21 protein-coding genes are annotated in these 26,235 nt (G+C 59.5%); 13 read left to right on the forward strand and 8 right to left on the reverse strand.

All coding sequences use genetic code 11. The features are described from left to right. The first annotated feature begins 216 nt into the window (after window positions 1-216). From DRW39_RS22495 to DRW39_RS12565, 8 genes are all read left to right on the forward strand, one after another. Window positions 217-432 carry a hypothetical protein gene (locus tag DRW39_RS22495; RefSeq protein WP_198664868.1) on the forward strand — a complete coding sequence of 72 codons (216 nt, stop codon included), beginning with the start codon at window positions 217-219 and terminating at the stop codon, window positions 430-432. A 6-nt stretch (window positions 433-438) separates the two neighbouring features. Then, the gene (locus DRW39_RS12540) at window positions 439-954 is read left to right on the forward strand and encodes a phytanoyl-CoA dioxygenase family protein (protein WP_198664869.1); all 516 of its coding nucleotides are present in this window, start codon (window positions 439-441) and stop codon (window positions 952-954) included. A 160-nt stretch (window positions 955-1,114) separates the two neighbouring features. Then, entirely contained in the window at window positions 1,115-1,633 is a 519-nt protein-coding gene (locus tag DRW39_RS12545) for an RNA polymerase sigma factor (protein ID WP_116107400.1), read from the forward strand. 52 nt (window positions 1,634-1,685) lie between these two features. Continuing rightward, window positions 1,686-2,093, forward strand: a complete 408-nt coding sequence (locus DRW39_RS12550; RefSeq protein WP_157976082.1) for an Hsp20/alpha crystallin family protein — start codon at window positions 1,686-1,688, stop codon at window positions 2,091-2,093. Window positions 2,094-2,170: 77 nt separating this feature from the next. Then, window positions 2,171-2,656 (forward strand): energy transducer TonB, encoded by a 486-nt coding sequence (locus DRW39_RS12555; protein ID WP_157976083.1) that lies wholly within the window; start codon window positions 2,171-2,173, stop codon window positions 2,654-2,656. Between the two features lie 67 nt (window positions 2,657-2,723). Further along, window positions 2,724-3,758: an Nramp family divalent metal transporter gene (locus DRW39_RS12560; RefSeq protein WP_116107403.1), complete on the forward strand. Its 1,035-nt coding sequence runs from the start codon at window positions 2,724-2,726 to the stop codon at window positions 3,756-3,758. 59 nt (window positions 3,759-3,817) lie between these two features. After that, window positions 3,818-3,970: a hypothetical protein gene (locus DRW39_RS22260; RefSeq protein ID WP_157976084.1), complete on the forward strand. Its 153-nt coding sequence runs from the start codon at window positions 3,818-3,820 to the stop codon at window positions 3,968-3,970. 138 nt (window positions 3,971-4,108) lie between these two features. Next, the gene (locus DRW39_RS12565; protein ID WP_116107404.1) at window positions 4,109-5,860 is read left to right on the forward strand and encodes a sulfatase; all 1,752 of its coding nucleotides are present in this window, start codon (window positions 4,109-4,111) and stop codon (window positions 5,858-5,860) included. Window positions 5,861-6,027: 167 nt separating this feature from the next. On the opposite strand, the gene DRW39_RS12570 is transcribed toward DRW39_RS12565, so the two are convergent. After that, a complete protein-coding gene (locus DRW39_RS12570) occupies window positions 6,028-7,248 on the reverse strand; it encodes a M16 family metallopeptidase (protein ID WP_198664870.1) in 1,221 nt (406 codons plus the stop codon). Window positions 7,249-7,407: 159 nt separating this feature from the next. Next, entirely contained in the window at window positions 7,408-7,791 is a 384-nt protein-coding gene (locus DRW39_RS12575) for a hypothetical protein (RefSeq protein WP_116107406.1), read from the reverse strand. Window positions 7,792-7,891: 100 nt separating this feature from the next. Between DRW39_RS12575 and DRW39_RS12580 the strand changes: the two genes are divergently transcribed. Next, the gene (locus tag DRW39_RS12580) at window positions 7,892-11,170 is read left to right on the forward strand and encodes a S41 family peptidase (RefSeq protein WP_116107407.1); all 3,279 of its coding nucleotides are present in this window, start codon (window positions 7,892-7,894) and stop codon (window positions 11,168-11,170) included. Window positions 11,171-11,481: 311 nt separating this feature from the next. Here the strand turns inward: DRW39_RS12580 and dnaN are convergent, their stop codons facing one another. Next, window positions 11,482-12,600, reverse strand: coding sequence for a DNA polymerase III subunit beta (gene dnaN, locus DRW39_RS12585; RefSeq protein WP_116107408.1), 1,119 nt, complete (start codon window positions 12,598-12,600; stop codon window positions 11,482-11,484). A 106-nt stretch (window positions 12,601-12,706) separates the two neighbouring features. Then, entirely contained in the window at window positions 12,707-15,259 is a 2,553-nt protein-coding gene (locus DRW39_RS12590) for a TonB-dependent receptor (RefSeq protein ID WP_198664871.1), read from the reverse strand. A 131-nt stretch (window positions 15,260-15,390) separates the two neighbouring features. Between DRW39_RS12590 and DRW39_RS12595 the strand changes: the two genes are divergently transcribed. Both DRW39_RS12595 and DRW39_RS12600 read left to right on the forward strand, forming a co-directional pair. Continuing rightward, window positions 15,391-16,332, forward strand: coding sequence for an NAD(P)-dependent oxidoreductase (locus DRW39_RS12595; protein WP_116107410.1), 942 nt, complete (start codon window positions 15,391-15,393; stop codon window positions 16,330-16,332). Next, on the forward strand, window positions 16,326-18,416 hold the full coding sequence (locus DRW39_RS12600; protein ID WP_116107411.1) for a ComEA family DNA-binding protein: 2,091 nt from the start codon (window positions 16,326-16,328) through the stop codon (window positions 18,414-18,416). The genes DRW39_RS12595 and DRW39_RS12600 overlap by 7 nt, the downstream gene beginning before the upstream one ends. Window positions 18,417-18,423: 7 nt before the next feature. Here the strand turns inward: DRW39_RS12600 and DRW39_RS12605 are convergent, their stop codons facing one another. Together DRW39_RS12605 and DRW39_RS12610 are read right to left on the reverse strand one after the other, a co-directional pair. Then, window positions 18,424-21,522 carry a BspA family leucine-rich repeat surface protein gene (locus tag DRW39_RS12605; protein WP_198664872.1) on the reverse strand — a complete coding sequence of 1,033 codons (3,099 nt, stop codon included), beginning with the start codon at window positions 21,520-21,522 and terminating at the stop codon, window positions 18,424-18,426. Between the two features lie 219 nt (window positions 21,523-21,741). After that, window positions 21,742-22,668 carry a diacylglycerol/lipid kinase family protein gene (locus DRW39_RS12610; RefSeq protein ID WP_198664873.1) on the reverse strand — a complete coding sequence of 309 codons (927 nt, stop codon included), beginning with the start codon at window positions 22,666-22,668 and terminating at the stop codon, window positions 21,742-21,744. Between the two features lie 137 nt (window positions 22,669-22,805). Between DRW39_RS12610 and DRW39_RS12615 the strand changes: the two genes are divergently transcribed. Further along, a complete protein-coding gene (locus DRW39_RS12615) occupies window positions 22,806-23,750 on the forward strand; it encodes an ABC transporter ATP-binding protein (RefSeq protein ID WP_116107414.1) in 945 nt (314 codons plus the stop codon). Window positions 23,751-23,761: 11 nt separating this feature from the next. Continuing rightward, the gene (locus tag DRW39_RS12620) at window positions 23,762-25,084 is read left to right on the forward strand and encodes an ABC transporter permease (protein ID WP_116107415.1); all 1,323 of its coding nucleotides are present in this window, start codon (window positions 23,762-23,764) and stop codon (window positions 25,082-25,084) included. Here DRW39_RS12620 and DRW39_RS12625 read toward each other — a convergent pair. Both DRW39_RS12625 and DRW39_RS12630 read right to left on the reverse strand, forming a co-directional pair. Further along, the gene (locus tag DRW39_RS12625) at window positions 25,081-25,347 is read right to left on the reverse strand and encodes a YkoF family thiamine/hydroxymethylpyrimidine-binding protein (RefSeq protein WP_116107416.1); all 267 of its coding nucleotides are present in this window, start codon (window positions 25,345-25,347) and stop codon (window positions 25,081-25,083) included. The two genes, DRW39_RS12620 and DRW39_RS12625, sit on opposite strands and share 4 nt — an antisense overlap. Window positions 25,348-25,416: 69 nt before the next feature. Then, entirely contained in the window at window positions 25,417-26,235 is an 819-nt protein-coding gene (locus DRW39_RS12630; protein WP_116107417.1) for an MbnP family protein, read from the reverse strand.

The raw sequence follows: 26,235 nt of genomic DNA on the forward strand, positions 1-26,235 counted from the left end.
GCCAGTGGTTGTTTGTTCATCAGACCCTGAATCAGGTCCGCCTCGAAGTCCGCAAACTTGCGCGAGGAGTTAGAAGAGGTACTCATTCATCAAAAACAGTTATAGACACAGTTGGATGTACAGTCTCAAAATATGACCGGCAGTATTTAACTTGGAATGCTGTCCGGCAGGGCCTTGCACCGCCTTTGCTTTAATTCATGCATCACTTTTCACGCCATGCTTACTACGGAGGAGCAATCATTTCTCGCCACCAATGGCTACCTGAATGTAGGCCAATTGCTATCCACGGAGGAGGTCGACCAAATCAACGAGCGGATTTACAAACTACTGCAAGTAGAAGGAGACCGGGCCGGAGCCGAACTCGCCGACTCGAAGTACATCCGCCATCCCAAGGAAGAAGGGGCCGACCGGCTGGCCGACCTGGTCAATTAAGGGCCCGTGTTCGACATCTGCTACACCCACCCCAAAGTGCTCGCCGGCATCGAGGCGGTGCTGGGGGCTAGCTACAAGCTATCCTCCCTCAATTACCGCGCCGCTAAACCCGGCAGGGGCCAACAGAAGCTGCACGTCGACTATAAAAACGCGGTCCCCGAGGACGGCTACAAAGTCTGCAATACCATCTGGCTACTCGACGACTTTACCGAACGCAACGGCGCCACCCGCATCGTCCCGGGCACCCACCGGTCGCGGGACCTCCCCGAAGCTGCCATGCACGACCCGAACGCCCCCCACCCGGATGAAATCCTCATTATCGCTCCCGCCGGTTCCGTGGTCATCTTTAACTCCCACGTCTGGCACGGCGGCACCACCAACCATACCGACCGCGACCGCCGCAGCATCCACAGCTACTTCTGCACCAGGGATCAGCCCCAGCAGATCGACCAGCAGCGGTACATCACCCCTGAAACCAGGGAGCGGATCGGGGCGCGGGGCCAGGCGATACTTGATGTGTAAGCCGTTGACGGCTTGGAGGCGTGAGAATCAGCATCCACGGTATCCTTCCAGCTGCGCTTTATCGCAGACAACTTTTGCGGCGGCGCGCAGGTAACGGGCCTTCCCAGAAAAATATCCGCTTTTATAGCGTATTCTTTCCCTCCCAGCGTCTACCGGGTAGATGTTCTACTCGACCACCGTTCGCTGGCAGGAAATTTACGACCGTTACCGGGCGGAGCTGGAAAGCTTCGTTACCGGCCGGATGGACGGCGAGGAAGCACGGGATTTATTGCAGGACGTGTGGGCGGCCCTGTCCGCCGAACTCGACGTGCAATCTATCGACCAACCCCGGGCCTGGCTCTACCGCGTCGCGCGCAACCGGATCAGCGACCATTATCGGCGCAAATCCAGCCGCCCGGCCTTTCTGGACCTGACCGCCGTAGACCAGCACGAAGCAGCGGAGTCCGCATACGCTTCCGGCGCGGATCTGGCCGGGGAAATCAACGAGGCCATTGCCGCACTCCCTGCCAAACAGCGGGAAGTATTCCAACGCAATGCCATAGACGGGGAAACGCTACGGGAGATCGCCCGCGACTTAGGCGTCCCGCTGAAGACGGTCATTTCCCGTAAGGGCTACGCCCGGCAACGCCTGCAAAAACAGCTGCGGGGACTGTACGATGAATATTTCGGTTCGGAATAGAGTATTCGCTGTCCGTCCGCGACTACCCTTTCAGAAAAACCAACCACTAATTATGTATCAATCCATGCACCAACAGCAACAGAGCCGCGGACACCGAAGCCAAAAGAAGCGTCCCCAGTACGGACCCCGCCGGCCGAAGCATAACGTGCCGGTCAACATCGAGCACACCGACGATGGCTTCCAAGCCCACATTTACTGCGTGGGGTTCCCTAAAGACCGCATTCAAATTACCCTGACCGATAACGTCATCTACATCAGTGGTACCCGGGAACCGGAGAACCCCGATCCTGACTTCATGCTCCAGGAGTACCCCGTCAAGTCCTTCGAGCGGTGGTTTGAACTGAGCGATCAGGTCGACCAAGAGGCCATCCGGGCCCGATTTGAAGATGGTGTATTGATCGTTGAGGCTCCCATCAAACCGGAAGCGCGCGGGCCGGAACGCGATGTGCCGATCGAGTAAATCCGTATCTAAAAGCGAGGGTCAAAATTGCGGTGCCGGCCGGAACCCACCGGGTAGGCAAAGCGTTTTATCGCGTTATGCTGATCCTCAAATCCTTACTCACGCTGGTCGGTGCCGCATTCTTGCTTGGCCGCTTTGTCAAAGGCGCCAAACACACCCGTCTTCATATTGACGACACCTACGCCCATAAGTTGGTGGAGGAAATGCCGCTCTACGGCGTTATTGACCCCGGCTACCCCTACCCCGGCTACGCGGAAGTCAAACGGACGGCGGAAGCGGAAAGAGAAGCCTTTATTCAGTCCCATCTCACCTATCCCAAGCTCAGTAAGAAGCACTCCGGTCCGCAGACGGCACTGGTTGCCTGCAACATCGAAACGGACGGGCGGATGACCGGTATCCACGTGCTGCGTGACCCCGGCCACGGCTACGGACGGGCGGCGGAAACGACCGTGCGAAAGCTGGCGCGGGAGGGGGCTCACTGGCGCCCGGGCTACGAAAACGGCGAGGCGGTGAAGGTACAGGTCAATCTGCCGGTACGGTTCCCGGCTCGTAGCCGCCCTTAGCTTATTACATAGCCGGCAACCGGTTATCTTCCGTAAGTGGGTCGGGCGTTCCGCTTACCTTACGGGCATGTCGCGCAAGCATTCCATTCCTACGCTGTCTGCCGGCCTGCTCGTGGCGGCCACCGGCGTCGGTGCGGGCGACCTGGTCATCTCCGCGCTGGCGGGGGCTCGCTACGGCACCACCCTGCTCTGGGCGATCCTGGTCGGGGCCGTACTCAAACTGGTCCTCAACGAGGGGCTGGCCCGCTGGGAGCTAGCCACCGACACCACGCTCCTCACCGGCTGGGTAGATCGGCTGCCCCGGGCCGTCGCACGCTATTTCGGCGCGTATCTCTGCTTTTGGGCGTTGCTGGTGGCCGGCACCCTCATCTCCTACAGCGGGGTGGTAGCCAACACCGTATTCCCCCTACCCTTCTTCGATGCTACGGGAAGCACGGTGTGGGGTGCGATACAATCCGTTTTGTCGCTCCTTCTGGTACGCTTCGGGGGTTACCGGGGCGTGGAGACCCTGATGAAGGGAGTTATTGCCGTCATGTTTCTGGTCGTCATCGGCTGCGCGGTGGTGGTTGCCCCGCCCCTCGGGGAAGTGGCTACCGGATTATTCCTCCCCTCAATGAGCCTGGAAGGGGATGCTCTGTTATTCAGTTTCGCCCTCATCGGTGGCGTAGGAGGTACGCTCACCATCATGTGCTATGCATACTGGTTACGTGAAAGGCGATCGCTGCGGGAGGTATCGCTACGGGATGTTCGCATCGACCTGGGAGTAGCCTACCTCCTCACCGCTTTATTCGGTATTGCGGTCACCATTATTGCCGCCGGCGTCCGCCCCGAAGCGGTGGGCGGCTACGGACTCGTGACCGGCATCGCCGACCGTCTGGCCTTGGCTCTCGGTGATATAGGGTATTGGGTGTTCTTACTCGGCTTCTGGGCAGCGGTCCTCACCTCCATGATCGGCGTCTGGAGTGGCGTGCCTTACCTGTTTGCCGACCTGTGGTATCGCTACCGGCGGCGCTACGGCAGCGGAATGGAAGCACCTACCGACCTGCCCGCCCGCCCTACCATTGGTTTCTGCTGTACCTGGCGCTTCCCCCCATCCTCCTGACAATCTATCAGCGCCCCGCCTGGATCGGCGTAGCCTACGCGGTCTCCGGAGCGGCCTTCATGCCCTTCCTGGCCGTCACCCTACTCTACCAGAACAACCGGACGGCGTGGGTCGGTCGCCTCCGCAACGGTTGGGCGACAAATGTGGTGCTGGCCGTCAGTCTACTGCTCTTCCTGGTCCTGCTGGCCTCCCAATTAGACCTGCTCAACTAACCCGAGCGCAGCGACCACTAACGGGCGCGTAGCGACCACCAACACGAGCGCCAGCGAGTACTAACGCGAGCCCAGCGACCACTCCACCCCCTCCAAAAAAATCCTAATTACCTTTCCAGGGATCAATGCCCGACGCTCTTGCGGTTCTTAAATAAGCTTTTTACCTGCGCCCCCGCCGCCCTATTTCTTTTCCTGCTGACTGCCTGCCAGAATGATCCGGTCGGACCTACGGAGGATGTCGTTCGTGTCCCGGATCGCCCCAATATCCTCTGGATCGTCTGCGAGGACATGAGCCCCCTGATCGCGGCCTTCGGCGACAGCACGATACAGACACCGAACCTGAGTCGGCTGGCCGCCCGGGGCGTCCGCTTTCCGAATACCTTCAGCGTGGCCGGGGTATGCGCGCCGAGCCGCTTTGCCATTGCCACAGGCATCTACCCCGTTAGCGGTGGGGGGCAGCACATGCGTACGACGATGAACGCCGAGGGGCTGCGGGCGATCGGACTACCGGGAACCTACGGGGCGCTGCCGGAGCCGGAGGTCAAGATGATATCGCAGGTGCTGCGGGAGAAAGGCTATTTCTGCACGAACAACCAGAAAACGGATTACCAATTCGAGGCGCCCAAGACGGCCTGGGACGAGCAGGGACCCCGCGCCCACTGGCGGCATCGGCCCGCGGGACAGCCCTTCTTCAGCATCTTCAACCTGGAGATCACCCACGAAAGCCAGGTCTGGCAAACGAGCAAGGGCAACCTGCGCTTCCGCCCGGGATTCGAGAACGATACCTCGACCATTTATGGCTGGGGGAATGTCTATAGCGAAGCCGAGCGACCTGAACCGAAGATTCCTGCGGACACCGAACTCCCGCTGCCCCCCTACCTCGCCGATACGGAGCCCACCCGACAGGACGTGCGGCGCGTCTACGACAACATCCGCATCATGGACGAGCAGGTCGGTTTCCTGCTGGACCAACTGGAACGGGACGGGTTGACCGACAGCACCATCATCTACTGGTACAGCGATCACGGCGGCCCCCTCCCCCGGCAGAAGCGGCTGCTTTACGACTCCGGGCTACGGGTGCCGATGATCGTCGCCTGGCCCGGTGACCGTCGCGCCGGGGAAATCGACAGCCTGCTGTTCAGCTTCGTCGACTTCGCGCCATCCGTATTCAGCATGGCCGGGATCGAACCGCCCGCCTGGCTACAGGGTCAGGCCAACTTCGGTGCCTATAAAGCCGAAGCAAGGCAGTACGTCTTCGGGGCCAGCGACCGCCTCGACGAGCACTACGACCGCATCCGTGCCGCCCGCGACCACCGCTATAAGTACCTGCGCAATTACTACCCCGACCGCGGCTATTACCTCCCCCTCGCCTACCGGGAGCAGATGGCGAGCATGCAGGAACTCCTACGGAAGCGCGACGAAGGCAGCCTGACCGACGCCCAGGCGCAGTGGTTCCGCGACCGCAAACCCACGGAGGAACTCTTCGACACCTGGAACGACGAATACGAACTCCAAAACCTGGCCGGCCGGCCGGAGTATCAAGCCAAACTGAGCGAGCTACGGAACGCCACTGACGCCTGGCTGGAACGGGTGGGTGACCTGGGCGGCGAGCCCGAAGTGGAAATGGTGCAACGCTTCTGGGATGGCACTGACGAGATGCCCGTGACCGGTCGGCCCCAATTGCGCCGCGATTCCGTCGGCCGCTTTATCCTCGAAAGCAAGACGCCGGGTGCGCAGATCGCCTACCGCATCCTGCCGGAAGATGCCGACAAGTCCGGCTGGCGGGTGTACACCGAACCGATTGCCTTCGACCTGGATAGCGGGGATACGTTGCGGGCCGTGGCGCAGCGTATCGGGTACCGGGAGAGTGGGGTTAGTGAGGGGTGGTAGAAGTAGTACGGTAGTCGCTCCCATCGGTCGCGGGGTAGTACGGTAGTGGTTAGTACGGTAGTGGGTAGTCGCTCCCTGCGGTCGCGGTTAGTGGGGTAGTTAGTTTATCGTGGACGGGTTCAGGGGCTTGGGAGGTGACCTATGGAGGATGGTTTAGGACCCCAGAATTACGCTGGCTTGTGGAGGCCGTTGGCGGATAGCTGGGTAGCCCCGGGGACGAGCTGGCCGCCGACGCATACTTCCCAGTCGAGTTCGGGGCGGAGGTGGCGCTGGGCGAGGTCGCGGATCTCGGTGGCGGTGATGTTGCGGATGGTGTCGTCGAGGCGGCGGAGGTGGGCGGCCGCGTCGTACTGCTTGATGATGGCCGAGCGGTAGCGACTGCTGACGGCAAGGGGGCCGTCGAGATCCTGTACCAGACCGCCGAGCAGGTAGGCCCGTACCATATCGAGCTCGCCGGGGGGGACGAGGTCCTGGCGGAGTTTATCCATTTCCACGATAATTTCCTGGCGGACGGCTTCAAGATTTTCGTTGGCGACGTCGGCGGAGATGCCGAAGGTACCGTCGAAGCGATAGGTGTCGAGTTCGGAGTCGATGCCGTAGGTGTAGCCCTTTTCCTCGCGGATGTTGCGCATCAGGCGGCTGCCGTAATAGCCGCCAAGGATGGTTTCCAGCACGGCGATACCGGGGTAGTCGGGGTCGTCTACCCGGAAGCCCCGCCGCCCCCGCCGGATCATTGTTTGCTGGGCGCGGGGCCGGTGGATCTGGAGTGACTGGGGCGCACCGGTAGTTACCTGGTACGGCGGCGTCGGAACGGCGGTGCCGGGGCGGAGTTGCCCGAAGGTAGATTCCAGCAGGGATTCCACCCGATCGCTCAATTGGCCCACTACCCGTAGGGTTGCGTTTTGGGCGCCGTAGTGCAGATCAAAGTGGTGACTCACGGCGGGCAACCGGAGCGCTTCGTAATCGGCCTTCGTGCCACCGTAGCCATAGGGATTATCCGCTCCGAAGGCAGCTTCCGAAAGTACCTGATAGGCAAGCCAGTCGGGGTCTTCCTGGTCTTCGCGGAGTTGCTGCCGGCTCCGTTTTTTGTAGCGCTTGAGGTCGCGTTCGGTGAAGGCGGGTTCGGCCATCACCTCCACCATCACCGGCAGCAGGTGCTCCGCATGCTTGGTGATGGTCGCCAGGCTGAGGTTGGCGGTATCGTAGTCGTCGGGCGTTTCCAGGCTGGTGCCGTACTGTTCAAAGGTGGCTTCCAGTTCACTGGCGCTGCGTCGGCGGGTCCCTTCCATCAGCAGGGCGTTGGTGGCCCCGGCCAGGAAGCGCTGCGCCTCGTAGGGCCGGCCAGCCCGCCAGATCATTTCGACCATCAGGATGGGCGCCTGCGCCACGTGCATCGCTACGACCTCCAGACCGTTGGACAGCGTCCAAGTCCGGGCGGGCGGCAGGTCGGGTACGCGGGGCGTACGAATGGGTGGGGCTTGGCGGTGGTTGATGAGGATCGGTTAAGGTGACGGGTACGTTTGGGAACCCACGACGCACCTAGTAGTTCAGATGTGGGCCTTCGCGTAGAAGGAGACCGCCAGGCTGGCATGGAGGTTAGCCAGGCGGAGGAGTTCGCCGGCGCCCAATTCGGTGTTCACTTCGTGCGCTGGGTCGTTGGATAGAATGGTCCACCGTAGTATCATCCGCTTTACCCCGGCCTCTCGCAGGACGGGAGAGTGCTTCTCCAGGCTGTCGATAAGGGCTATGATGTCGGTGTAATCATTGCGCGGCTCCGGAAGGTGAAGCTGCGCTCGCTCCGGATATCGGATGCCCGGATGATCGGCATTCTTATACCGCCCTACCCCGGACAGTCCCGGCAGTCGCTCAATTACCGTATCCAGGCGATTGCCTTCTAGCGTAGCATAAACCTGGTGCCGAACTTTGTACATATACGGTAAGATAGGGCACCGTAGCGCAGGAAGACGCCGAATACCCGTATTTCCAGGCTGTTTCGCAAATAGTATCTTGGCCAAGTAAAATCGTTCACCGATGCGTCCAGCCCCTCCCCTTTCCAAGGTACTTTTCCTCGCCAGTTTCCTGATCGCCGCCACGGTGGCGGCCCAGGGCACCCGTCTCCTCCGCCAGCCAAATCTCGGGGAAGAATCAATCGCTTTCGTGTACGGTGCGGATATCTGGACGGCCGACCGCGATGGCGGCAACGTACGCCGCATCACCAGCACCCCCGCCGTGGAGGGCTCCCCCCACCTGAGCCCGGATGGCCAGTGGCTGGCCTTTACCTCCGACCGCGACGGTAGCTCGGAAGTCTACGTGGTCTCCAGCCGGGGCGGTATACCCACCCGGCTGACCTGGCACCCGTCATCCGACGAGGTCCGGGGCTGGACGCCCGACGGCAGCCGCATCCTCTTCGCTTCCACCCGGCAGACCGCTCCCTCCTCCTATAACCGGCTCTGGACGGTATCCGTGGAGGGCGGACCAGTCGAGCTCGTCAGCGAGCAGTGGGGCTACGACGCCAGCTACAACGCCGACGGGAGCCGGCTGGCGCTGGACAAAATGAGTCGCTGGGACAGTGAATGGCGGGCCTACCGCGGCGGGCAGAACACCCCAATCATCCTCCTTGATCTGGAAACACAGGAGGAAGTCCTGCTGCCCAACGAAAAGACGACCGACATCCATCCGGTGTGGGTGGGCGACGACGTCTACTTCCTATCGGACCGAGACCTGACCATGAACGTTTACGCATATAACGTCCCGGCTGACGAGTTGCGGCAGGTGACCGAGCTGACCGGCTCCGACATCAAATGGCTGGCTGGCGGCACCCAGGGTTTGATTTTGGAGCGGGACGGCTACCTCCACCTGCTGAATCCCTCGACCGGCGACCTGACCCAACTCGACATCGAAGTGATCGGCGACTTCCCCTGGGCCGAACCCGCCTGGGAGGACGTCAGCGACCGCGCCGAATCCATCTCCCTCTCCCCCACCGGCAAGCGCGCCCTGATGGCCGCCAGGGGGGACATTTTTACCGTACCCACGGACAAGGGCGATTCCCGCAACCTTACTCAAACCAATGCAGCGGCCGATCGCGCGCCGGTATGGTCGCCGATGGGTGACCGCATCGCCTGGTTCAGCGACGCCGGCGGGGAGGGTTACGCGCTGCAGCTTACCGATCAGTCGGGTTTGGGCGAATCCGTCCAGATCCCCATCGGCGAGTCGAAGATGGCATGGGACCCGACCTGGTCGCCGGATGGCAAACTGATCGCCTTCGTAGACGACGACGTCCGCATCCGCATTATCGATCTGGAGGCCGAAACCGTGCGCACTATCGACACCGGCGGCAACAACCTCGACCGCAGCCGGGCCGAGCCTAAGTGGTCGCCCGACAGCCGCTACCTGGCCTACGTAAAAAGCGGATCCAACAATTTCCGCCAGATCTGGGCCTGGGATACCGAGACCAATATGTCGCAGCCGTTAACCGACGCCTTCGCGGACTCCTTCTCCCCCGCCTGGGACCGCGACGGCCAGCATCTATACCTCCTGGCCAGTACCAATCTGGCCCTGGGCGCCGGCTGGGCCAACACCAGCAGCATGCAGGCGGACCCGGATTACAAAGCCTACGTCGTCGTCCTGCCCAACGATCTCGACAGCCCCTTCCTGCCCGAAAGTGATGAGGAAGCAGTAGAAGAGACGGACAATGAATCGGAAGAGCAAACCGAAGAAGACGCGAAAGAAGAAAAGGGCGACGGAGCGCAGGATAAAAAGTCCGTTCGGGTGGTCATCGATTTTGAGCGCATCAGTCGTCGCACCATCGCGCTGCCGGTATCGGGGGCCAATTATTACGCTACGGCCGCCGGCCCGGAAGGGACCTTATTTCTGGCGGAAGAAAATCCCGGCGGGCAGGGGGCTACCCTGAAGAAATTCAGCCTGGAGAAACGGGAAGCGAGCGACTTTGCCGAGGGGGTCAACAATTTTGCCATCTCTGCCGACGGCAAGAAAATGCTCTTTCAGTCGGGCGGGAGCTGGAAGATCGCCGACACGGGTGGCGACAACGGTAAATCCGGCGAGACTATCAAGCCCGAGCTCACCATGAAGCTCGATCGCCTGGCCGAATGGAAGCAGATATTCGAGGAAGCCTACCGCTACGAGCGCGACTACTTCTACGATCCAAACTTGCACGGTCGCGACTGGGAGGACGTATACAAGCGATACGCCCCCCTCGTGCCCTACGTCCGCCACCGCGACGACCTGACCTATCTGCTCGATCAACTCGGTGGAGAACTCTCTGTCGGCCACAGCTTCGTTTCCGGCGGCGACACCCCCGACACGGAGGAAAGCAAAGTCGGCCTGCTCGGCGCCGATCTCATTCAGGCGAACGGGCGGTGGCGGATCGACCGCATCTACACCACCGAAACCTGGAACCCTGGATTGTCCAGTCCGCTGGACCGCCCCGGCCTGGACATTCGTGCGGGCCTGTACCTCGTCGGCATCAACGGCCGGGAACTGACCGCCAACGATAACCTCTACCGCTACCTCGACGGTACCGCAGGCAAGCAGACGGTCCTGCACCTGAATGACGCCCCCGCATTCACCGGCAGTCGGGAAGAGATCGTGGAGCCCATCGGCAGCGAGAACGCCCTCCGGCAGCGGGCCTGGGTGGAAGATAACCGCCGTATGGTCGATTCACTGTCCGGCGGGCGTCTGGCCTACGTTTGGGTACCCAATACGGGCGGCTCAGGCTTCGTCAATTTCAACCGCTATTACTTCGCCCAACAGGATAAGGCAGGTGCCGTCATCGACGAGCGCTTCAACGGCGGCGGCCTCCTGGACGACTACATGGTCGACCTGATGACCCGTTCCCTACGCGCGGCGCTCACCAACGAGGTGCCCGACGGAACACCCTTCCGACTCCCCGCCGGCATCCTCGGACCCAAAGCGCTGCTCATCAACGAGCGGGCCGGTTCCGGCGGTGACTTCTTCCCCTGGGTCTTCCGCCAGCAGGAAGCCGGCCCCCTCATCGGCGCTACGACCTGGGGTGGCCTGGTCAAATCGTCCACCCATTACCGCTTCATCGATGGCGGCTCCATGACGGCCCCCGACAATGCCGTCTTCGACCCGCTGGCCGGTGCCTACATCGCCGAAAACGTGGGTATCGCCCCGGACATCGCCGTGCGCCAGGACGCTGCTGCACTCGAAGCAGGCCGTGACCCCCAATTGGAGCGTGCGGTGGAGGAAGTGCTACGGATGCTGGAAGACGTCGAGTCCATCGAGGTACGGAACCCCGATTACCCGACGCCTGCGGTGGGTGGGAAGTGATGGAATAGTTGAATAGCTGAATGAGTGAATGGCTGAATTGGCGTGGCACTTGCCGCTTGCTTCGCTCGCGTTCGTGTGGGAGACTATCAACTTCGGTGCTACTCACTAATGGTTTCGCAGTCGATTGAAGAAAGTAATGATCTGCATCTTGGCCAAGAATCCGTGTTGCAGGATATAATACCGGCGAGCAAAGTGGCGCGGCAGCCCATTCACTAATCCACTCCTTCACCCATTGCCGCACAAGCCGCAGGCGAGCAAGTAGGTGCGGCAGCCAATTCAATAATTCGCTAATTCAGCGATTCACCAACTGCTCAATTGCTAAGCATCACCGGCATCACCAGCATCATAATATCCTGCCCACTCTCCTGCTCGGTGGGCAGCAGGATACCGGCGCGGGTGGCGGTTGACATCTCGAGGCGTACTTCCTCCCCCTCCATGACGCCGAGCATCTCGATGAGGAATTTGGCGTTGAAGCCGATCTGGAGCGGGCTGCCGTCGTAGCTGCAGCTGAGTTGCTCGGTGGCTTCGTTGCTGAAGTCGAGATCCTGGGCGCTGACCGTCAGGCTTCCGTCGGCGATGTTGAGGATGACCTGGTTGGTGGTCTTGTTGGCGTAGATGACGATCCGCTTGAGGCTGTTCTGGAAGTCGGCCCGGTTCACCAGGAGGACATTGGGATTATCGACCGGGATGACGGCGTTATAATCCGGGTAGCGGGCGTCGATGAGGCGGCAGGCCATCTTGGTGTCGCCGTACTCGAAAAAGGCGTTCGACTTGTCGAAACTGATGCTAACGGCTACGTCGCTATGGGGCAGCGCGCCTTTGAGCAGGTTCAGTGCTTTCTTCGGGATGATAAAGCTGCTGGTCACTTCTCCACTAAGGTCGTTCAGGCTGAACTTAACGAGCTTATGGGCGTCGGTAGCGACCATGGTCAGCTTGGAGAAATCGACCTGAAAAAAGACGCCGGTCATAGCCGGGCGCAGTTCGTCGGTTGACGTGGCGAACAGGGTACGGTTAATTCCTTCCTGCAGGCTCATGGCGGTTACGCTGATCTCATCGGCTTCGCTCGGCTCCGGAATATTCGGATAATCGCCACCCGGCTCTCCGGCCAGCTTATACTTTCCGTAGGCGGAGGTGATCGCAATACCGTAGTTATCATCGTTGATATCGAAGGTGATCGGCTGCTGGGGCAGCGCTTTCAGCGTATCGATCAAGATCTTCGCGGGTACGGCTACCTCACCGTCTCCTTCCGCATTTACTTCCAGGCTCGTCACGACACTGGTTTCCAGGTCCGTAGCGGCAATTTTCAGGGTATTTCCCTCGATGGTAAACAAGAAATCTTCCAGGATCGGCAGCACCGGATTCGAAGCGATAGCCCCCCCGGCCAACTGTAATTTCTTCTGCAGATCGGAACTGGAAACGGAAAATTTCATAGTGATTGAAGCTTTTGGCAAACTTACGTAAATATCGCCGTTGGCGTTAGTGTCGCTACGCGATAGTATCGCCCTAGTGTTATACTAATAGGAGCGTTAGCAACGGCTATTCGGGTCTCCAGCGCAGCCCGACGACGCCCCAGATGCCGTAATTGGTGGTGGACAGGAGGAGGGAGTCATCTTCGTCGGGCTTACCGATGTAGCGTTCGGAGCGGTGATCGGTGGCGTTATTGAGGCGGGCGTAGGCGGAAATTTCCTTGAAGAGCTCGTAATCGGCGGCCAGGTCCAGGCTGATGACGGCGTTGATCCAGACGGGCTGGCCATCCTGGAGGTGGTCCAGGGTCGAACTGCGGTAGTTACCGGCCAGTACCAGGTTGAGACGTTGCTTGGGGTTGCTGTAGACCAGGCTGAGGTTGGCGGAGCGACGGGGTGCCTGCGCCAACGTGGAACCCTCGGAACTGTTGTTTTCCAGGCGGTAGCGGTTGAAGTTGAGGTTGCCGTTCAGGTTGAGGAAGCGCAGCCCTTGGTTCAGGAAGGCCAGGTTCTGGTAAAATCCGAGTTCGAAGCCCAGGAGGCGGGCGTTCTCCGTGTTTACCAAGCTGTAGCCGAAAGTCGGTTGAAAATTGACCGACTCGTAGGTCGCCGTTCGTACCGTTGGGTTCTCGAGAAACTTGGCGTAGGCGCCAATGCTGATCAAGCCATCATTGCGGCCATAGCGTTCGAAGACGAGATCGAAGTTATTGCTATAGGTTGGATCCACATCGGTATTCCCGACGCTGAAAACGTCAATCCGTGCCTGCCGCCGTTCCCGGAAATCAGCGGTAGGTACAAGGGTGGAGTAAGGTACCCGGGCAATGGCCGAGTAGTAGGCAAAACGAAACTGCCGGTCGCGGCGGATACGGTAGGTAATATTGAAGCTGGGGAATAGGTCGCTGTAGGAACTGGAGTCGGCTAGTCCGGATTGGGTTAGTTCGTAGTCAATGTCGGTGTATTCGTACCGCAGGCCCGTGGAAGTACTGAGTTTGGCATTCCAGTTACGCACGAACATCAGGTAGGCGGCGGCAATTTTTTCTCCGGCAAAGTAATTCGGCCCATCGCTCAGGTCAGGCTGCTCGACCAGGGGATCTTCCCCCCCGAGGTTGGCGAAGGCCCCACCCTGTACGCTGCCGGCACCGGGATTATCGTCGCGCACGAAGAATTCCTGGTAGTTGCGTTCCTTGATGCGGTAACGCGCGCCTACCCGCAAAAAGCTGGTGCGCGCCACATTCAGGTAGCGGGTAAGATTGATGCCTCCAATCGCGATATCTTCCTCCAGGTCCAGATTCTGTTGTTCCGTGCTTTGCCGGGGGATTTCCTGGTCGGCATACTTGGTATCGAAGGGTGTAAGGTTCCGATACTCCTCTTCGGTGTATTCCGGCGACGGGCCAGATTCAACCAGATTGTAGGCCCGTTGCCGGTTAATCAACCGTTCGCCCGTACTGGCAAAACTCAGAGCGTAGCTTAGTTGGGTTTTGGCAAAGTTATTCTCCACCTCCAGGGCAACCATATTGAGGCGACGCTCTTCGGTCCAGCGGCTGGTGATGCGGTTCTCGAATCCACTATCGATGGCGCCGAAATTGGTTTCCCGCATATAGACATCCTCGTCGATCGCGCTGTAGTTGTAACTGAGCCGGAGCCGGTTATAAATACTGGGCCGCAATTCCACCGCGCCGATCAGGCCGGTCTTGCTGGTGATACGATCCGTATCGACCGGGCGCACCCGACTGATCGACCGGCCCGTAACCCCATCTTCCCCGTAGTCATAGCGTTGCATGCGGTTGCCGCGTGCGTGGCGGAAAAAGCTTCCTGCCAGCAGACCGTATACCTGTTCATCGCTCAACTCCGAGTTGAGGACTACTGCTCCCTGAGCGATACCGGTATTCACGTCATCGGCCCGGTCAAATCCAAAGTTGGTGCCGGCACCGCCCTGTACCAGGACTTCGAATTGCCGTTCGGGTTGGCGGATACGAAAATCCACCGTTCCCCCGATCGCGTCAGCATCCATATCGGCGCTACGGGCTTTGATGACGCGTACCTGCTCCACGAGGTTCGACTGAATGATATCCAGGCTACCGGCCCGGTCGGCTTCGGGCTGCACCGCGGGTAGGCGCTGTCCGTTGAGCGAGATGGCGGTGTATTGTTCCGGGAGACCCCGTACCTGGACCAGCTCCCCTTCCCCCCGATTGCGGGTGATCGTGACGCCGGGCATCCGTTGCACGGTTTCGGCCAGGGTGATGTCGGGGTACTTATTAAAGAGTTCGGAGTGAATGACCGTCTGTTGGGTGATCGCGGACTGCTGCAACCTGAGGGCCTGCGCCTGACCCGACGCCCGTCGGCCGTAAACGATGACTTCGCCCATATCGACAAAGGATTCCGTCATCATGATGTGTAGGTCGATCTCCCGGTCGGTGTTGGAGACATCGAGGGTCGTATCGAAATTTTCGTAGCCGATGTAAGAGGCCAGCAGCCGAATGCGGCCGGGGGGGACCCCCAGCTGGAAGTGGCCGTCGATGCCGGTAACGGCCCCGATGACCGAGCCGACCACCTGTACGGAAGCGCCGGTGAGCGTATCACCTTCCATATTGGTAACAGTGCCGCTTACTTCGGCCTCCTGGCCCATGAGCCCCGCGGAAAACAGCCAACAAAAGAGTATAAGGAAACAGGGTTCGAAACGCATACCGACTAAAGCGACCGGGTTCACTGGTTTGTTTACGGCGGGCGCTATAATTTACGGAGCACAAAGAGCCCCGTATGCCCACCGACCCAAAGATAGTATTCCTCGATGCCGCCAGCGTCGAGGACTTGCCCGCGTTTGATAAATTTTCCGAGCTGGGAGCCTTCGCCTCGTATTCGGCAACCCAGCAATCGCAGGTAGTCGAACGGGCCAGGGGGGCTCAAGTAGTCATCGTCAACAAGGTGCAATTAACGGCCGACATCATCCGTGACCTGTCGGACCTTCGCCTCATCTGCGTGGCGGCCACCGGTGTCAATAATGTTGATCAGGATGCCGCGGACGAACGGGGAATACCCATTCGAAACGTAGCCGGCTACAGCACCGATTCCGTGGCCCAACTCACGATGACCGCCTTACTCACCATGGCCATGGATCTGCCCTACCTCAACAATGCCGTGCACGACGGCGAATACAGCAAAGCAAAGGATTTTACCATGTGGCGCCATCCCTTTTACGAATTGGGGGACGCCCGCTTCGGCATCATCGGCCTGGGGACGATCGGCACCCGGGTGGCCAATCTCGCCGAGGCGTTTGGAGCCAAGGTGGTCTACCACAGTACCAGCGGCACGGACCACGACGTACCGTACGAGCGATTGGAACTCGAAGACTTATTAAGCAGTTGCCAGGTCGTCAGTATTCACTGCGCGCTGACCGAGGAAACCGAAGGGTTTATCGGTTACGAGCAATTGAAAATGATGTCCCCATCCGCTTATCTCGTGAACGTTGCGCGCGGGGGAATCGTCGTGGAAGCGGATCTGGTACGGGCGCTCGACGAAAATTTGATCGCCGGTGCCGCGATCGATGTATTTACGGAAGAACCCTTACCGGCCGACCACCCCTATCTCACCGTCCAGGACCGGCATCGCCTGTTTTTGACGCCGCACATCGGCTGGGCCAGCGTCGAGGCCCGAACCCGCCTGCTCGCCGGGATTCGCGACAATATTCGGGAAGGATGGTAACGGGAAGGTCTTTCTACCTGCGCTCCGCCGCCATTTGCTGTTTGCTTATGGCCGGGTACGCCCTGGGTGCACAGGAGGAAACGACCGAGCAACTGATCGAGGACGTGATCGCGCAGGATGCGGAAGACGGCGGCGAGTTCACCTTTAATGACGCTTTCTCCCTGCTCGAGGGTTACGAGCGACGGCCGCTGGACCTGAACGAGGCGACGGCCGAAGAGCTTAACGCGACATTCCTCCTGAGTCCGCTTCAGACCGACCGCTTACTGGCCTACCGCGAACTGATGGGTGGCTTTATAAGCATCTACGAACTGCAGGCGATACCCGGCCTGGATCTGGAAACGATCCGGCGGATGCTCCCCTTCGTGACGGTGGATAAGGGTTTGGACGACGTGACGGTTCCCTTCAAAACATTGCTGACCGAAGGCCGGCGGGAGCTGTTCCTGCGCGGCGGGCGGCGGCTGGAACGGGCCCGGGGCTATGATCCGGACAACCGCCGCTACCTGGGCAGCCCTGACCGGTTGTACCTAAAATTCCGGCAGCGTTACGGCAACCAGCTGAGTTTCGGTATCGTAGCGGAAAAAGACCCCGGGGAAGTGTTCTTCGGGCGGGGTGACCTGCGCAGTGGCTTCGATTACTACGGCGTGCACTTTTTCGTGCGCAACCTCAACCGCCGGGTACGTGCGCTGGCCCTGGGCGACTTTTCGGTGAGCTTCGGGCAGGGCCTGATTCTGTTCACCGGTTTCGGTTTCGGCAAAAGCAGTTACACCACTACGGTGGCCCGCAGCTCCCCTACCCTGCAGCCGTATGCCAGCGTCAACGAATTCAGTTTCGTGCGCGGGGCGGGCATCACGCTGGACCTGGGCCGGCACTGGGAAGCCACCGTATTTGGAGGGCGGCAGAACCGGACCGGTAACCTGGCGGCGGACTCCTTAAGCGTAAGTTCCCTGAACCTGAGCGGCTATCACCGAACGGAAAACGAACTGGCCGACCGGCGGCTCGTGGGCCAGACTACCTACGGCGGCAACCTGCGCTATCGGCCCATACGCCGCCTGGAAATAGGCGTCAACTTCGTAGGTGAGCACTTGAATCTTCCCCTGCTGCCGCGCGAAAGCGCCTACAACCGCTATTACTTCCGGGGTACCGATCTGGGGAACGTCAGCGCTGACTACCGCTACCGCATCCGCAATTTCTCGTTTTTCGGCGAGGTCGCGGGAGTAGCGTATTCCGGCGGTGAGGAAACGGACCGGCTAGCGGGTGGCCTGGCCATGCTGCACGGGCTGAACATCGGGCTGGACCCCAAGGCGGACCTGGTGGTGCTTTACCGTCGCTACGCCCCCGAATACCGCGCGCTCAACGCCCGACCCTTCGGAGAGACGGCCGGGGGGCGAAACGAAACCGGCCTCTACCTGGGCCTGGAACTTCGACCCGCGCTGCGGTGGCGAGCCAACGCTTACGTCGATGTATGGCGTCACCCCTGGCTGCGCTATAACATCGATGCGCCGAGCAGTGGGCGGGAATACCGTTTTAGACTTACCTACACTGTCAAGCGCAGATTGGATACCTACTTCGAGCTGCGCAGTGAAACCAAGGGCTACGGTGTCGACGGCGGAGCGGACCTGAAACTGGATCCCGTGATCGACCGGACGCGCTTCCAGGCCCGCCTGCACGCCGGTTATCGTATCACCCCGGCGCTGGAATGGCGCAGTCGGGTTGACGCCGGCTTCACTGACGACGCGCGCGACGGTCGCCGGAGCGGGTTCATGCTGTTTCAGGACCTGCATTACCGTCCGCTGGGACCTTTCAGTTTCTCCGGGCGTCTGGCCGTGTTCCGGACTCCGGGTTACGACGTGCGCTTCTACGAATACGAGAACGGGCTGACGTACAACGCACGGGTGCTACCCTACTATGGTGAGGGCTTGCGCAGTTTCCTGCTCCTCCGGTATAAGGGTATCCGCGACTTGACACTGGAGGCCCGCGTAGCCCGTACCCAGACTACCGATGGCAGCACCCTGGGTAGCGGGTTGGAGGCGACCGACAAGACCCACCGCACGGAGGTGGCGGGGCAGGTGATCTGGCGGTGGTGAGTAAAGCTTACTTCACCAGTACCGTACGGGTAATCACCTCGTAGCGACCATCCACCCGCAAGTAGTACAGTCCTTTCGACAGGGTATTGAAGTCAAGATCGGTAGCCAGGTCCTCGCTGGTGGTGACGGCGATACTCCGCCCGAAGGAATCGTACACGGTGATGGGGATCGGGTAAGCGCAGCGTTTGAACTTGACGGCAAATGCCCCATGCGTGGGATTCGGGAACACGTCAAAGTCCATCTTCGTACAGATATCCGGCAGTTCGGTTACTTCCGCTTCCGCGGTCGCGGTACATCCCTCACTGTCCGTTACGGTGACGCTAAATAGGCCATTGGCCGTTACTTCGACGTCTTCGGCATCCATACTGCTGGCGATACCGGTTCCGGTCCATTCCTGTTGGTAGGGAGCGGTTCCTCCGCTGATCTCCAGGTCAACCAGCTGACTTCCCGCTTCGGACGTAACCGACTCGGCGGTCAGGACGATCGGAGCCGGCTCGCTGAGCTTCACGGTGCCGCTGGCTTTACAGCCCGTGCTGTCCATTACCCAGGCATCGTACTGGCCCGCGGCTAGTCCGGTGGCGATGGCGCTGTCGTTAAAGCCGCCCGTTCCGTCGTTGTTCCAACCGTAGGCGTAAGGGGCTTTGCCACCGATTGCGCTAACGATCACTTCCCCGTTTGTTCCGTCGTGGCAGGAGGGGGCGAGAATATCCTCTACAACGAGGCGCAAATCCGTCCGCACCTGTACGTTGAAGCTGCAGCTAAGCTCGCGGCCCTCGTCATCCGCATAGGTGTAGATGACGCGGGTACGGCCTACCGGAAAGGTATCCCCACTGGTATAGTTAGAGGTGACGGTACCGGCCGAACAACTGAAGGTCGGCGCATTCCAAGTAACGACGGCCCGGCAATCGTCCGTATTGGTCATGAGTTCCAGGTCATCGGGGAGATTGGCGTAGGTGACCGGTTTCGCCTCTACGCTGACCGTCGCGCTTACCTCGCAACCAACCGCATCGCGGACGGTGACGGTGGTTTCGCCGGTGGGCAGATCGGTAGCGATTGCGGCATCGTCAAAATCGCCGGATCCGTCGGTTCCCCAGTCATAGCTGTAGGGGAGCTGTCCGCCACTAATATCCAGGCGTGCCTCTCCGTCGCTGGCCGAGGCACAGGTAGCGTCGATCGTTTCCTGATCAGTAACGGCCAGATTGTTAGTGACCGTGACGATAAAGGAAGCCACGAAGCTTTCCTTAGATCCGTCGTTAGCCATATAACTGACTACCGTCGTTCCAACCGGAAAGCTGTCCCCACTCTTATGCGTGGAGGTCAGCGTAGAGCGACAGTTGGTAAAAGGCTCCGGCCAGGTGACCACCGCGGTACAGCCTTCGTGATCGGCACGGGCGGTTATATCTTTCGGCATTCCGTGGATGGCCGTGGGGGCATCTTCTACCGTTACGGTTGCCGTACAGCTGGCGGAATTTCCGTCCGTATCCGTGACGGTCAGCTCCACCTCGACCGGGCCGATATCGGTACAGTTGAAGTCGGTCTGGGAAGCCGTGAAGGTGAGTTGGGTCTCTCCGCAGGCGTCGAAGCAACCGCCGTCGAGGGTATCGGGCTTGATGCTTGCCTGACCGTAGGCATCCAGGTATACGGTGATGTTCCGACATACCGGAGTCGGGGGCAGATTCTTGCCTCCACCGTCGGCAATGATCCAGCCGTGCTCGGTGACCAGTTGGGCACGCGCCCCGGCACCGGCGCAGTATTGGGTACGGCCCACATCCAGGCGAACGTTGGGCTGGAGGTCCAGCTGGCTCCATGCCAACAGCAATTCATCGTACTTCTCATTGCTGAGCTTACCCTTCGCGATGAAGTCGGTCATGTCGGTCACGCTGCTTACGTTCCAGCTGCTCAGGTCCTGATCGAACTTCGACCCCCAGAACAGTCCGCTCATCTGGGTAACGGAAGAGACGTCCCAGGCGCTCAGATCCCGGTCGAACTGCGTGGTCCAGGCGAAGGTTCCGTTCATCTTGGTGACTTGGCTGACATCCCAGCCCGAGAGGTCCTGATCGAATGCCTTGGCGCTGTAGAACATGCCGGATATATCGGTCAGCTTGCCGGTATTCCAGTCACCGATCTTCTGGTTGAATGCCAGGGTATAGCGGAACATATCGTTCATCGTATTCACTTGCCCGGTGTTCCAACGGTAAATCTTTCCGTTGAAGGCTTTGGCGCTGTAGAACATGCGCTCCATCGTGACTACCGCGGATACGTCCCATTCATTCAGGTCCTGATCGAAAACGCTGGCGTCTTCAAACATCCGCGACATGTCCGTCACGGACGATACCTTCCACTTGTTCAGGGATTTGTTGAACTGGCGAGCGGAGCGGAACATCGCGGACATGGTGGTCACCTTCTCGGTGTTCCAGTAGTTGATATCGCCGTTGAAGGTGCTGGCGAAGGCGAACATCTGCTCCATGGAACGGCCGTTGCCGGTATCCCAGGCTTTCAGATCCTGGTCGAAACTGTGAGCCTCCGAAAACATGCCGGAGAAATTCTCGACGTGGCTCACGTCCCACTTATCTAGCGATTGGTTGAAGGACGTTGCCCCGGAAAACATGCCCGACATATCGGTAATGGTACCCGTCTCCCAATGATTGATGGATGTATTGAGTTTCTGGCAATCCTGGAACATATGCCGCGTGGAGGTCACGCGCGAAAGGTCCGGGCGATCTAACGCCAGCAGGAACATATTGCTACAACCAGCAAAGGCGCTTTCCATGCTGCGCCATTTTATATCTCCCCAGAAGAGGATTTTGATCAGTTTTTTCGCATCGCCGCCGCCATCAAACTTAATTTGGGGGAAGGTTCCGCGGATGCGGACGGTCTTGATACCCGGCAGGGTGTAGTCGTGGGTGATGCTGCCGGTGACATCAAGGTCGTCGTATATACCGTCGTTGTTCCAGTCCACATCGTAGGCGTAGCCAGCGCCGGAAGTAGGAATGGTGATCGAGGTGTTGCTGGAGGTACCGGGGTTATTGGTCTTCCAAACCGTGATAAAGGGAAGGTCGTTGCCGGTCACCGGAGCGGCGACCGCGAAGAGAACGAGCAGAGCCATCGTTTGTAGAGCTCGGACTCGCCAGAGTCTTGAGAATAAGGTTTGCATATAAAGCGAATTGTGTAGGCCATTTTCCCTCAAAAGCGAAAAATGGTAGTGTCAAAAAGTGGCACGTATAGGCATGCGCTTGAATAATCAGCGCATTTTAGGTTTGTCCACCAACATTTAAACCGTCTTGCTCGTATGCGTATTTCGACTTAACTATGGATTTAACAACATTTATGTCGTAACACCATAAATATTTTCGACAATCCGACCGCAGTGGACCCGCAGAGAGGCTTTCAGCAAATCGGCCCGCACCGGTCCCAAACCCAGATATTCTCCGTCAGCCTCCACTCCGGTAACTCCCTCTACGTTTAGTGATTCGGCGTGAGTGGCGGTTACCCCCTTTACCCTGCCGATGGTGTCGGTGAAGAATCGCCAGCTATGGCGGGCGATTCGGTGGAGCGGAAGCGCCCGCGCGTACGTTAGCGCAAGCGTATCGTGGGTCGGATGTGCCTGGGGGACTAACTGCATTCCGCCTCCGTTGTACCTGCCGATGCCCATATTGATGGTGTGGAAGCGACCGGTGACTCGTGAATCATCGTACGTCAGGATCAATTCCGGCGGTTGGTAGCCAGGCAAGTGGACGGCCGTCAGCAACGGATACATTAACCGATGCTTCCACTTTTGTTCCCGTGCCCGGCGCACGACCTCCGCATCGTAACCCATGCCGGCCACGTTAATAAAATAGCGGATGCGACCAGAATCGAACCGAAGCCGTCCGATCCGGTGATCGACGGTCAGTCCTTCCTCCATCGTCGAAAGCCAGCGCACCAGGTGCCGGGGAACGGCCAGCGTGCGGCACCAGTCGTTACCGGTGCCAAGTGGCAACGGAGCGTAGGTGCACCGATCCAGGGCATCGAGTTCGACAAGTCCGTTGATCAGGTCGTGGTGGGTGCCGTCTCCCCCTACCCCGACGATGGTTTTGACGCCTTCATCCAGACACCGTTGCAAAAGCATTCCTACCTCGAGGCGGCTATCGGGCACGGTAGATTGCAGGTCGGGAAAGTGGCGACGAAGCACCGGCTCGGCGGCCGTCCACCAGCGGGCGGCACGCCCGCCGGCGGCCGTCGGGTTCACGATAAAGTACGGGCGGATAAACATCCTGTAATGATACGCACGGTACACACCATCGCGTTCGGTGACGGACGCTTTATCTAGTATCCCCGACCATTCGTCCATCGGATTAGCGATTTCCGTGAGCAAATGGCCATCTTGCAAAAGAATTACAACACTCACCCATGATTCGCACCAACGCCCCGGTAATTGAAGTACAGGATGTTACTAAGTCTTACGGTGAAAAAGTAGCGGTAGACAGCGTGTCCTTTGCCATGCCCCCGGATGCTATCCTCGGATTACTGGGACCGAACGGAGCGGGCAAAACCAGTCTGATCCGGATGATCACGACGATCACCGCTCCCGATAGCGGGAGTATCTTCTTCCAGGGTCAGCCCCTGAACGGCTATCATCCCACCCAGATCGGATACTTACCGGAAGAGCGCGGCTTATACAAACAGATGTACGTCGGTGAACAGCTGCTGTATCTGGCACAGCTGAAGGGTATGAACGCCCGCGCCGCCGAAAGCCGGGCCCGGGATTGGCTGGGAAAATTTGACCTCCAGGACCACTGGAAGAAGAAGGTAGAAGAGCTGAGCAAAGGCATGCAGCAGCAGGTCCAGTTCATCGCCACCGTACTGCACGAACCTAAGCTTCTCATCCTCGACGAACCCTTCAGCGGCCTCGACCCGGTCAATGCCAACCGGATGCGGGCGGAAATCCTGCGCATGCACGCCAACGGTACGGCCGTGATCTTCAGCACCCACCGTATGGAGCAGGTGGAGGAACTCTGTGAGTACATCGTCCTGATCGACCGGGGCAGGAATATCCTGCAGGGAAAGGTGCACGACATCCGTCGCCAGTTTAACGAGCACCGTTACCGCCTGACGTACACCGGGGAACTTCCCGCCGCCCTCGGCGAGCGCTACCAGCTACTCAATCAGACCTTTTCCGGGGTAGACATCCAACTGGGCCCCGACGTCAGCAGCAACGAGTTGCTCCGTGACCTGCTGCGGATGGATGTCCAGATTCAGGGTTTCCAGGAACTCCTTCCCAGCCTGAACGAAATTTTCATCAAACGGGTCAGCAAGGTTTCCTCCACCGGGCAACCGGCCACCATCTCCCGTTAATTACCTTACCCATGAATAATCTTTGGCTCGTCATTCGCCGGGAATACATCACGCGTATCCGCCGGCGCTCCTTTATCCTGGCCACACTGCTGACCCCCATTGGCCTGGCCCTCTTCGTCGTCATTGCTAACGCCGTTTTTAGCTACGGTAACGATGACGTACAGCGCATTGCCGTGATCGACGACGGCGACCTGTTCGCAGGCGCCCTGCCCGACGAGAATGGACTGTACTTCCACTTCGTCGATCAGCCCCTGGACAGTCTACGAAATGATGCCGGTGAAGACCGGGATTACGCCGGCATACTGGTGGTACCCAAAGTCAAGAATCCCCGCAGCCGAAACTTTCGCGTTCAACTCTTCAGTGACGAAACCCTGAGCATCGATGCCCAAAGCCGTATCCGCAATCGGATCGAGGACGCCGTCCGGGAATATAAAATCGAGGCCCTCGATATCGACGAAAGAACGCTGGCCAGCCTGGAAACCGATGTGTCCCTTAGCGTCCGCAGCCTGACCACCACCGAAGAAGGCGAATCGGACGACCGCAGTATGGCGTCCATGCTGGGTGCCGGCATCGGTACCGTCATGGGTTTCCTGATGTATATCTCGGTATTCGTGTACGGCATGATGGTGATGCGCTCGGTCATGGAGGAAAAAACGAACCGGATCGTGGAGGTCGTCATCAGCTCCGTGCGTCCATTTACCCTGCTGTTGGGCAAAATCATCGGCGTAGGGGCGCTGGGGCTTACCCAGGTACTGACCTGGATGATCATGATTCCCGGGATGCTCTTTCTGGTGGGCCTGTTCTTCGGTCTCGATGCCGAGCCCTCCCAGATGCCCAACTCCCCCGATATGGACCCGGCGGAGATGCAGAGCATGATCGAGCGCACCATCGACGGCCTCAACGACCTGAACTGGTGGATCATCATCCCCTGTTTTATTCTGTATTTCCTGGGTGGCTATTTCATGTACGCCGCGCTCTTTGCCGCCGTTGGCAGCGCTATGGGCGACGATATGGGAGAAAGCCAGACGCTGACCATCCCCATCACCATTCCGGTTATCCTGGCCTTTTACATCATGATGGCGGCCATCCAGAATCCTAACTCCAGTCTGGCGGTGTGGTCCTCGCTATTTCCGCTTTTCGCACCGATCGTCATGCCGGCACGCCTGGCCTTCGATCCGCCGCTCTGGCAGGTCTTGGTGAGCCTGGTGCTGGTATTTCTGTTCGCCGGCCTGATGGTCTGGATGGCCTCGCGCATCTACCGCATCGGCATCCTGAACTACGGCAAGAAGTCCACCTTGAAGGATATGGGCAAGTGGATTACCGCGAAGTATTAGACCACCACCTCCCGCCCTGGCTCGATGCCGACGTTCAAAATCTTGATAACGAAGGAGCAGGAGTTTTTCCCTTCCATCGTGGGCCGCATGGCCTCGGACAGTGCCGTCATCACGTCATCGTATTCACCGGTGACCTGGGTGCTCAGTCCGTTGGTGGCTACGGTCAGGCCCGCCTGCTCGCGCAGCCGCTGGATGAAGGCGATAATGGGCTCTTTGTAATCGGAGGTCAGCGGATAAAGCGAAAGCTCGGCGGATATTTTCATAGTGTCATGGGTATTGCAGGGAATGCGGATCGGTGAACGGGTTTCTACCTGCGCTCCGCCGCAAAAATCTTAGTACGTAATTGCCGTGGCGCGCAGAAAATCGACCGGTTGGGACAATCCTTCCGCGATGGTAGCGGTATCCGCTGACAGGTCAAGGTCCCCCAGCAATTGCTGGAGATCGGCTTCCAGGTCCAGCAGGATATCGGCGCCGCGGGCCGGGCGAACGGCATCGCCGAACGGAAGCTCGAAGGGTACACTGCCGTATGCGCTAACGGAAATCGTATCCCCGCCGCGCGTACGGGTGAATTCCAACCGCGACTGCACGTAGCCGCGTCCATCCCGGTAATTGAGGCGGCGGGGCTGGGTCCGTAGGGCATCCGAGGAGGGCGCGGTGGCCGGTACCACGTTCCGGTAACGCTCGGCCAGGCCGTAAGTCCCGCTGATCCCCGTCAGGGGAACTTCCCCGATGCGGACGCCCCCTACCGTCGTGCTGCGACGCGTGGCCGAGGCCAGGAGGTAGTTTCCGTTGAGGGTTACCTCCCGGACGTTTCCGCCAACGTATTCCTCCAATTCGACCGGGCGGAATGGTTCCGGCAGCTCGATGGCGGAGGACTGTAGGCGCAGGTCGCCCAGGTAGTAGCGAAAATCCACCAGTTGGAAGCTGTCTTTTTTGACGTCGGCGTAGGTTCCGCCCACTTCGATGGGCGCGTCCCCCCACACCGTCGAGATCCGAACGCTCAGTGCGGGGTACGTGCAGCAATCCGGGCAGGCCTCGTCCGCCCCCAGCGCGTAATTATTGGCATCGGGGTCCAGGCAACCGACGACCTCCTCGTAACAGGAAGAGAACGTCAGCAGTCCGATAGCCAGCCAGAGGCGGAACGAGTGCAT

The sequence above is a fragment of the Lewinella sp. IMCC34191 genome (assembly GCF_003390935.1).
Classification (GTDB): domain Bacteria; phylum Bacteroidota; class Bacteroidia; order Chitinophagales; family Saprospiraceae; genus Neolewinella.

What these genes read in the sequence shown, in the direction of transcription:
- DRW39_RS12580 (WP_116107407.1), top strand. Translation starts at nt 7,892, where the DNA reads ATGCGTCCAGCCCCTCCCCTTTCCAAGGTACTTTTCCTCGCCAGTTTC.
- DRW39_RS12555 (WP_157976083.1), top strand. Translation starts at nt 2,171, where the DNA reads ATGCTGATCCTCAAATCCTTACTCACGCTGGTCGGTGCCGCATTCTTG.
- DRW39_RS12620 (WP_116107415.1), top strand. Translation starts at nt 23,762, where the DNA reads ATGAATAATCTTTGGCTCGTCATTCGCCGGGAATACATCACGCGTATC.
- DRW39_RS12575 (WP_116107406.1), bottom strand. Translation starts at nt 7,791, where the DNA reads ATGTACAAAGTTCGGCACCAGGTTTATGCTACGCTAGAAGGCAATCGC.
- DRW39_RS12590 (WP_198664871.1), bottom strand. Translation starts at nt 15,259, where the DNA reads ATGGGCCAGGAGGCCGAAGTAAGCGGCACTGTTACCAATATGGAAGGT.
- DRW39_RS12625 (WP_116107416.1), bottom strand. Translation starts at nt 25,347, where the DNA reads ATGAAAATATCCGCCGAGCTTTCGCTTTATCCGCTGACCTCCGATTAC.
- dnaN (WP_116107408.1), bottom strand. Translation starts at nt 12,600, where the DNA reads ATGAAATTTTCCGTTTCCAGTTCCGATCTGCAGAAGAAATTACAGTTG.
- DRW39_RS22260 (WP_157976084.1), top strand. Translation starts at nt 3,818, where the DNA reads ATGCCCTTCCTGGCCGTCACCCTACTCTACCAGAACAACCGGACGGCG.
- DRW39_RS12595 (WP_116107410.1), top strand. Translation starts at nt 15,391, where the DNA reads ATGCCCACCGACCCAAAGATAGTATTCCTCGATGCCGCCAGCGTCGAG.
- DRW39_RS12560 (WP_116107403.1), top strand. Translation starts at nt 2,724, where the DNA reads ATGTCGCGCAAGCATTCCATTCCTACGCTGTCTGCCGGCCTGCTCGTG.
- DRW39_RS12610 (WP_198664873.1), bottom strand. Translation starts at nt 22,668, where the DNA reads ATGTTTATCCGCCCGTACTTTATCGTGAACCCGACGGCCGCCGGCGGG.
- DRW39_RS12630 (WP_116107417.1), bottom strand. Translation starts at nt 26,235, where the DNA reads ATGCACTCGTTCCGCCTCTGGCTGGCTATCGGACTGCTGACGTTCTCT.
- DRW39_RS12545 (WP_116107400.1), top strand. Translation starts at nt 1,115, where the DNA reads ATGTTCTACTCGACCACCGTTCGCTGGCAGGAAATTTACGACCGTTAC.
- DRW39_RS12550 (WP_157976082.1), top strand. Translation starts at nt 1,686, where the DNA reads ATGTATCAATCCATGCACCAACAGCAACAGAGCCGCGGACACCGAAGC.
- DRW39_RS22495 (WP_198664868.1), top strand. Translation starts at nt 217, where the DNA reads ATGCTTACTACGGAGGAGCAATCATTTCTCGCCACCAATGGCTACCTG.
- DRW39_RS12615 (WP_116107414.1), top strand. Translation starts at nt 22,806, where the DNA reads ATGATTCGCACCAACGCCCCGGTAATTGAAGTACAGGATGTTACTAAG.
- DRW39_RS12605 (WP_198664872.1), bottom strand. Translation starts at nt 21,522, where the DNA reads ATGGCTCTGCTCGTTCTCTTCGCGGTCGCCGCTCCGGTGACCGGCAAC.
- DRW39_RS12600 (WP_116107411.1), top strand. Translation starts at nt 16,326, where the DNA reads ATGGTAACGGGAAGGTCTTTCTACCTGCGCTCCGCCGCCATTTGCTGT.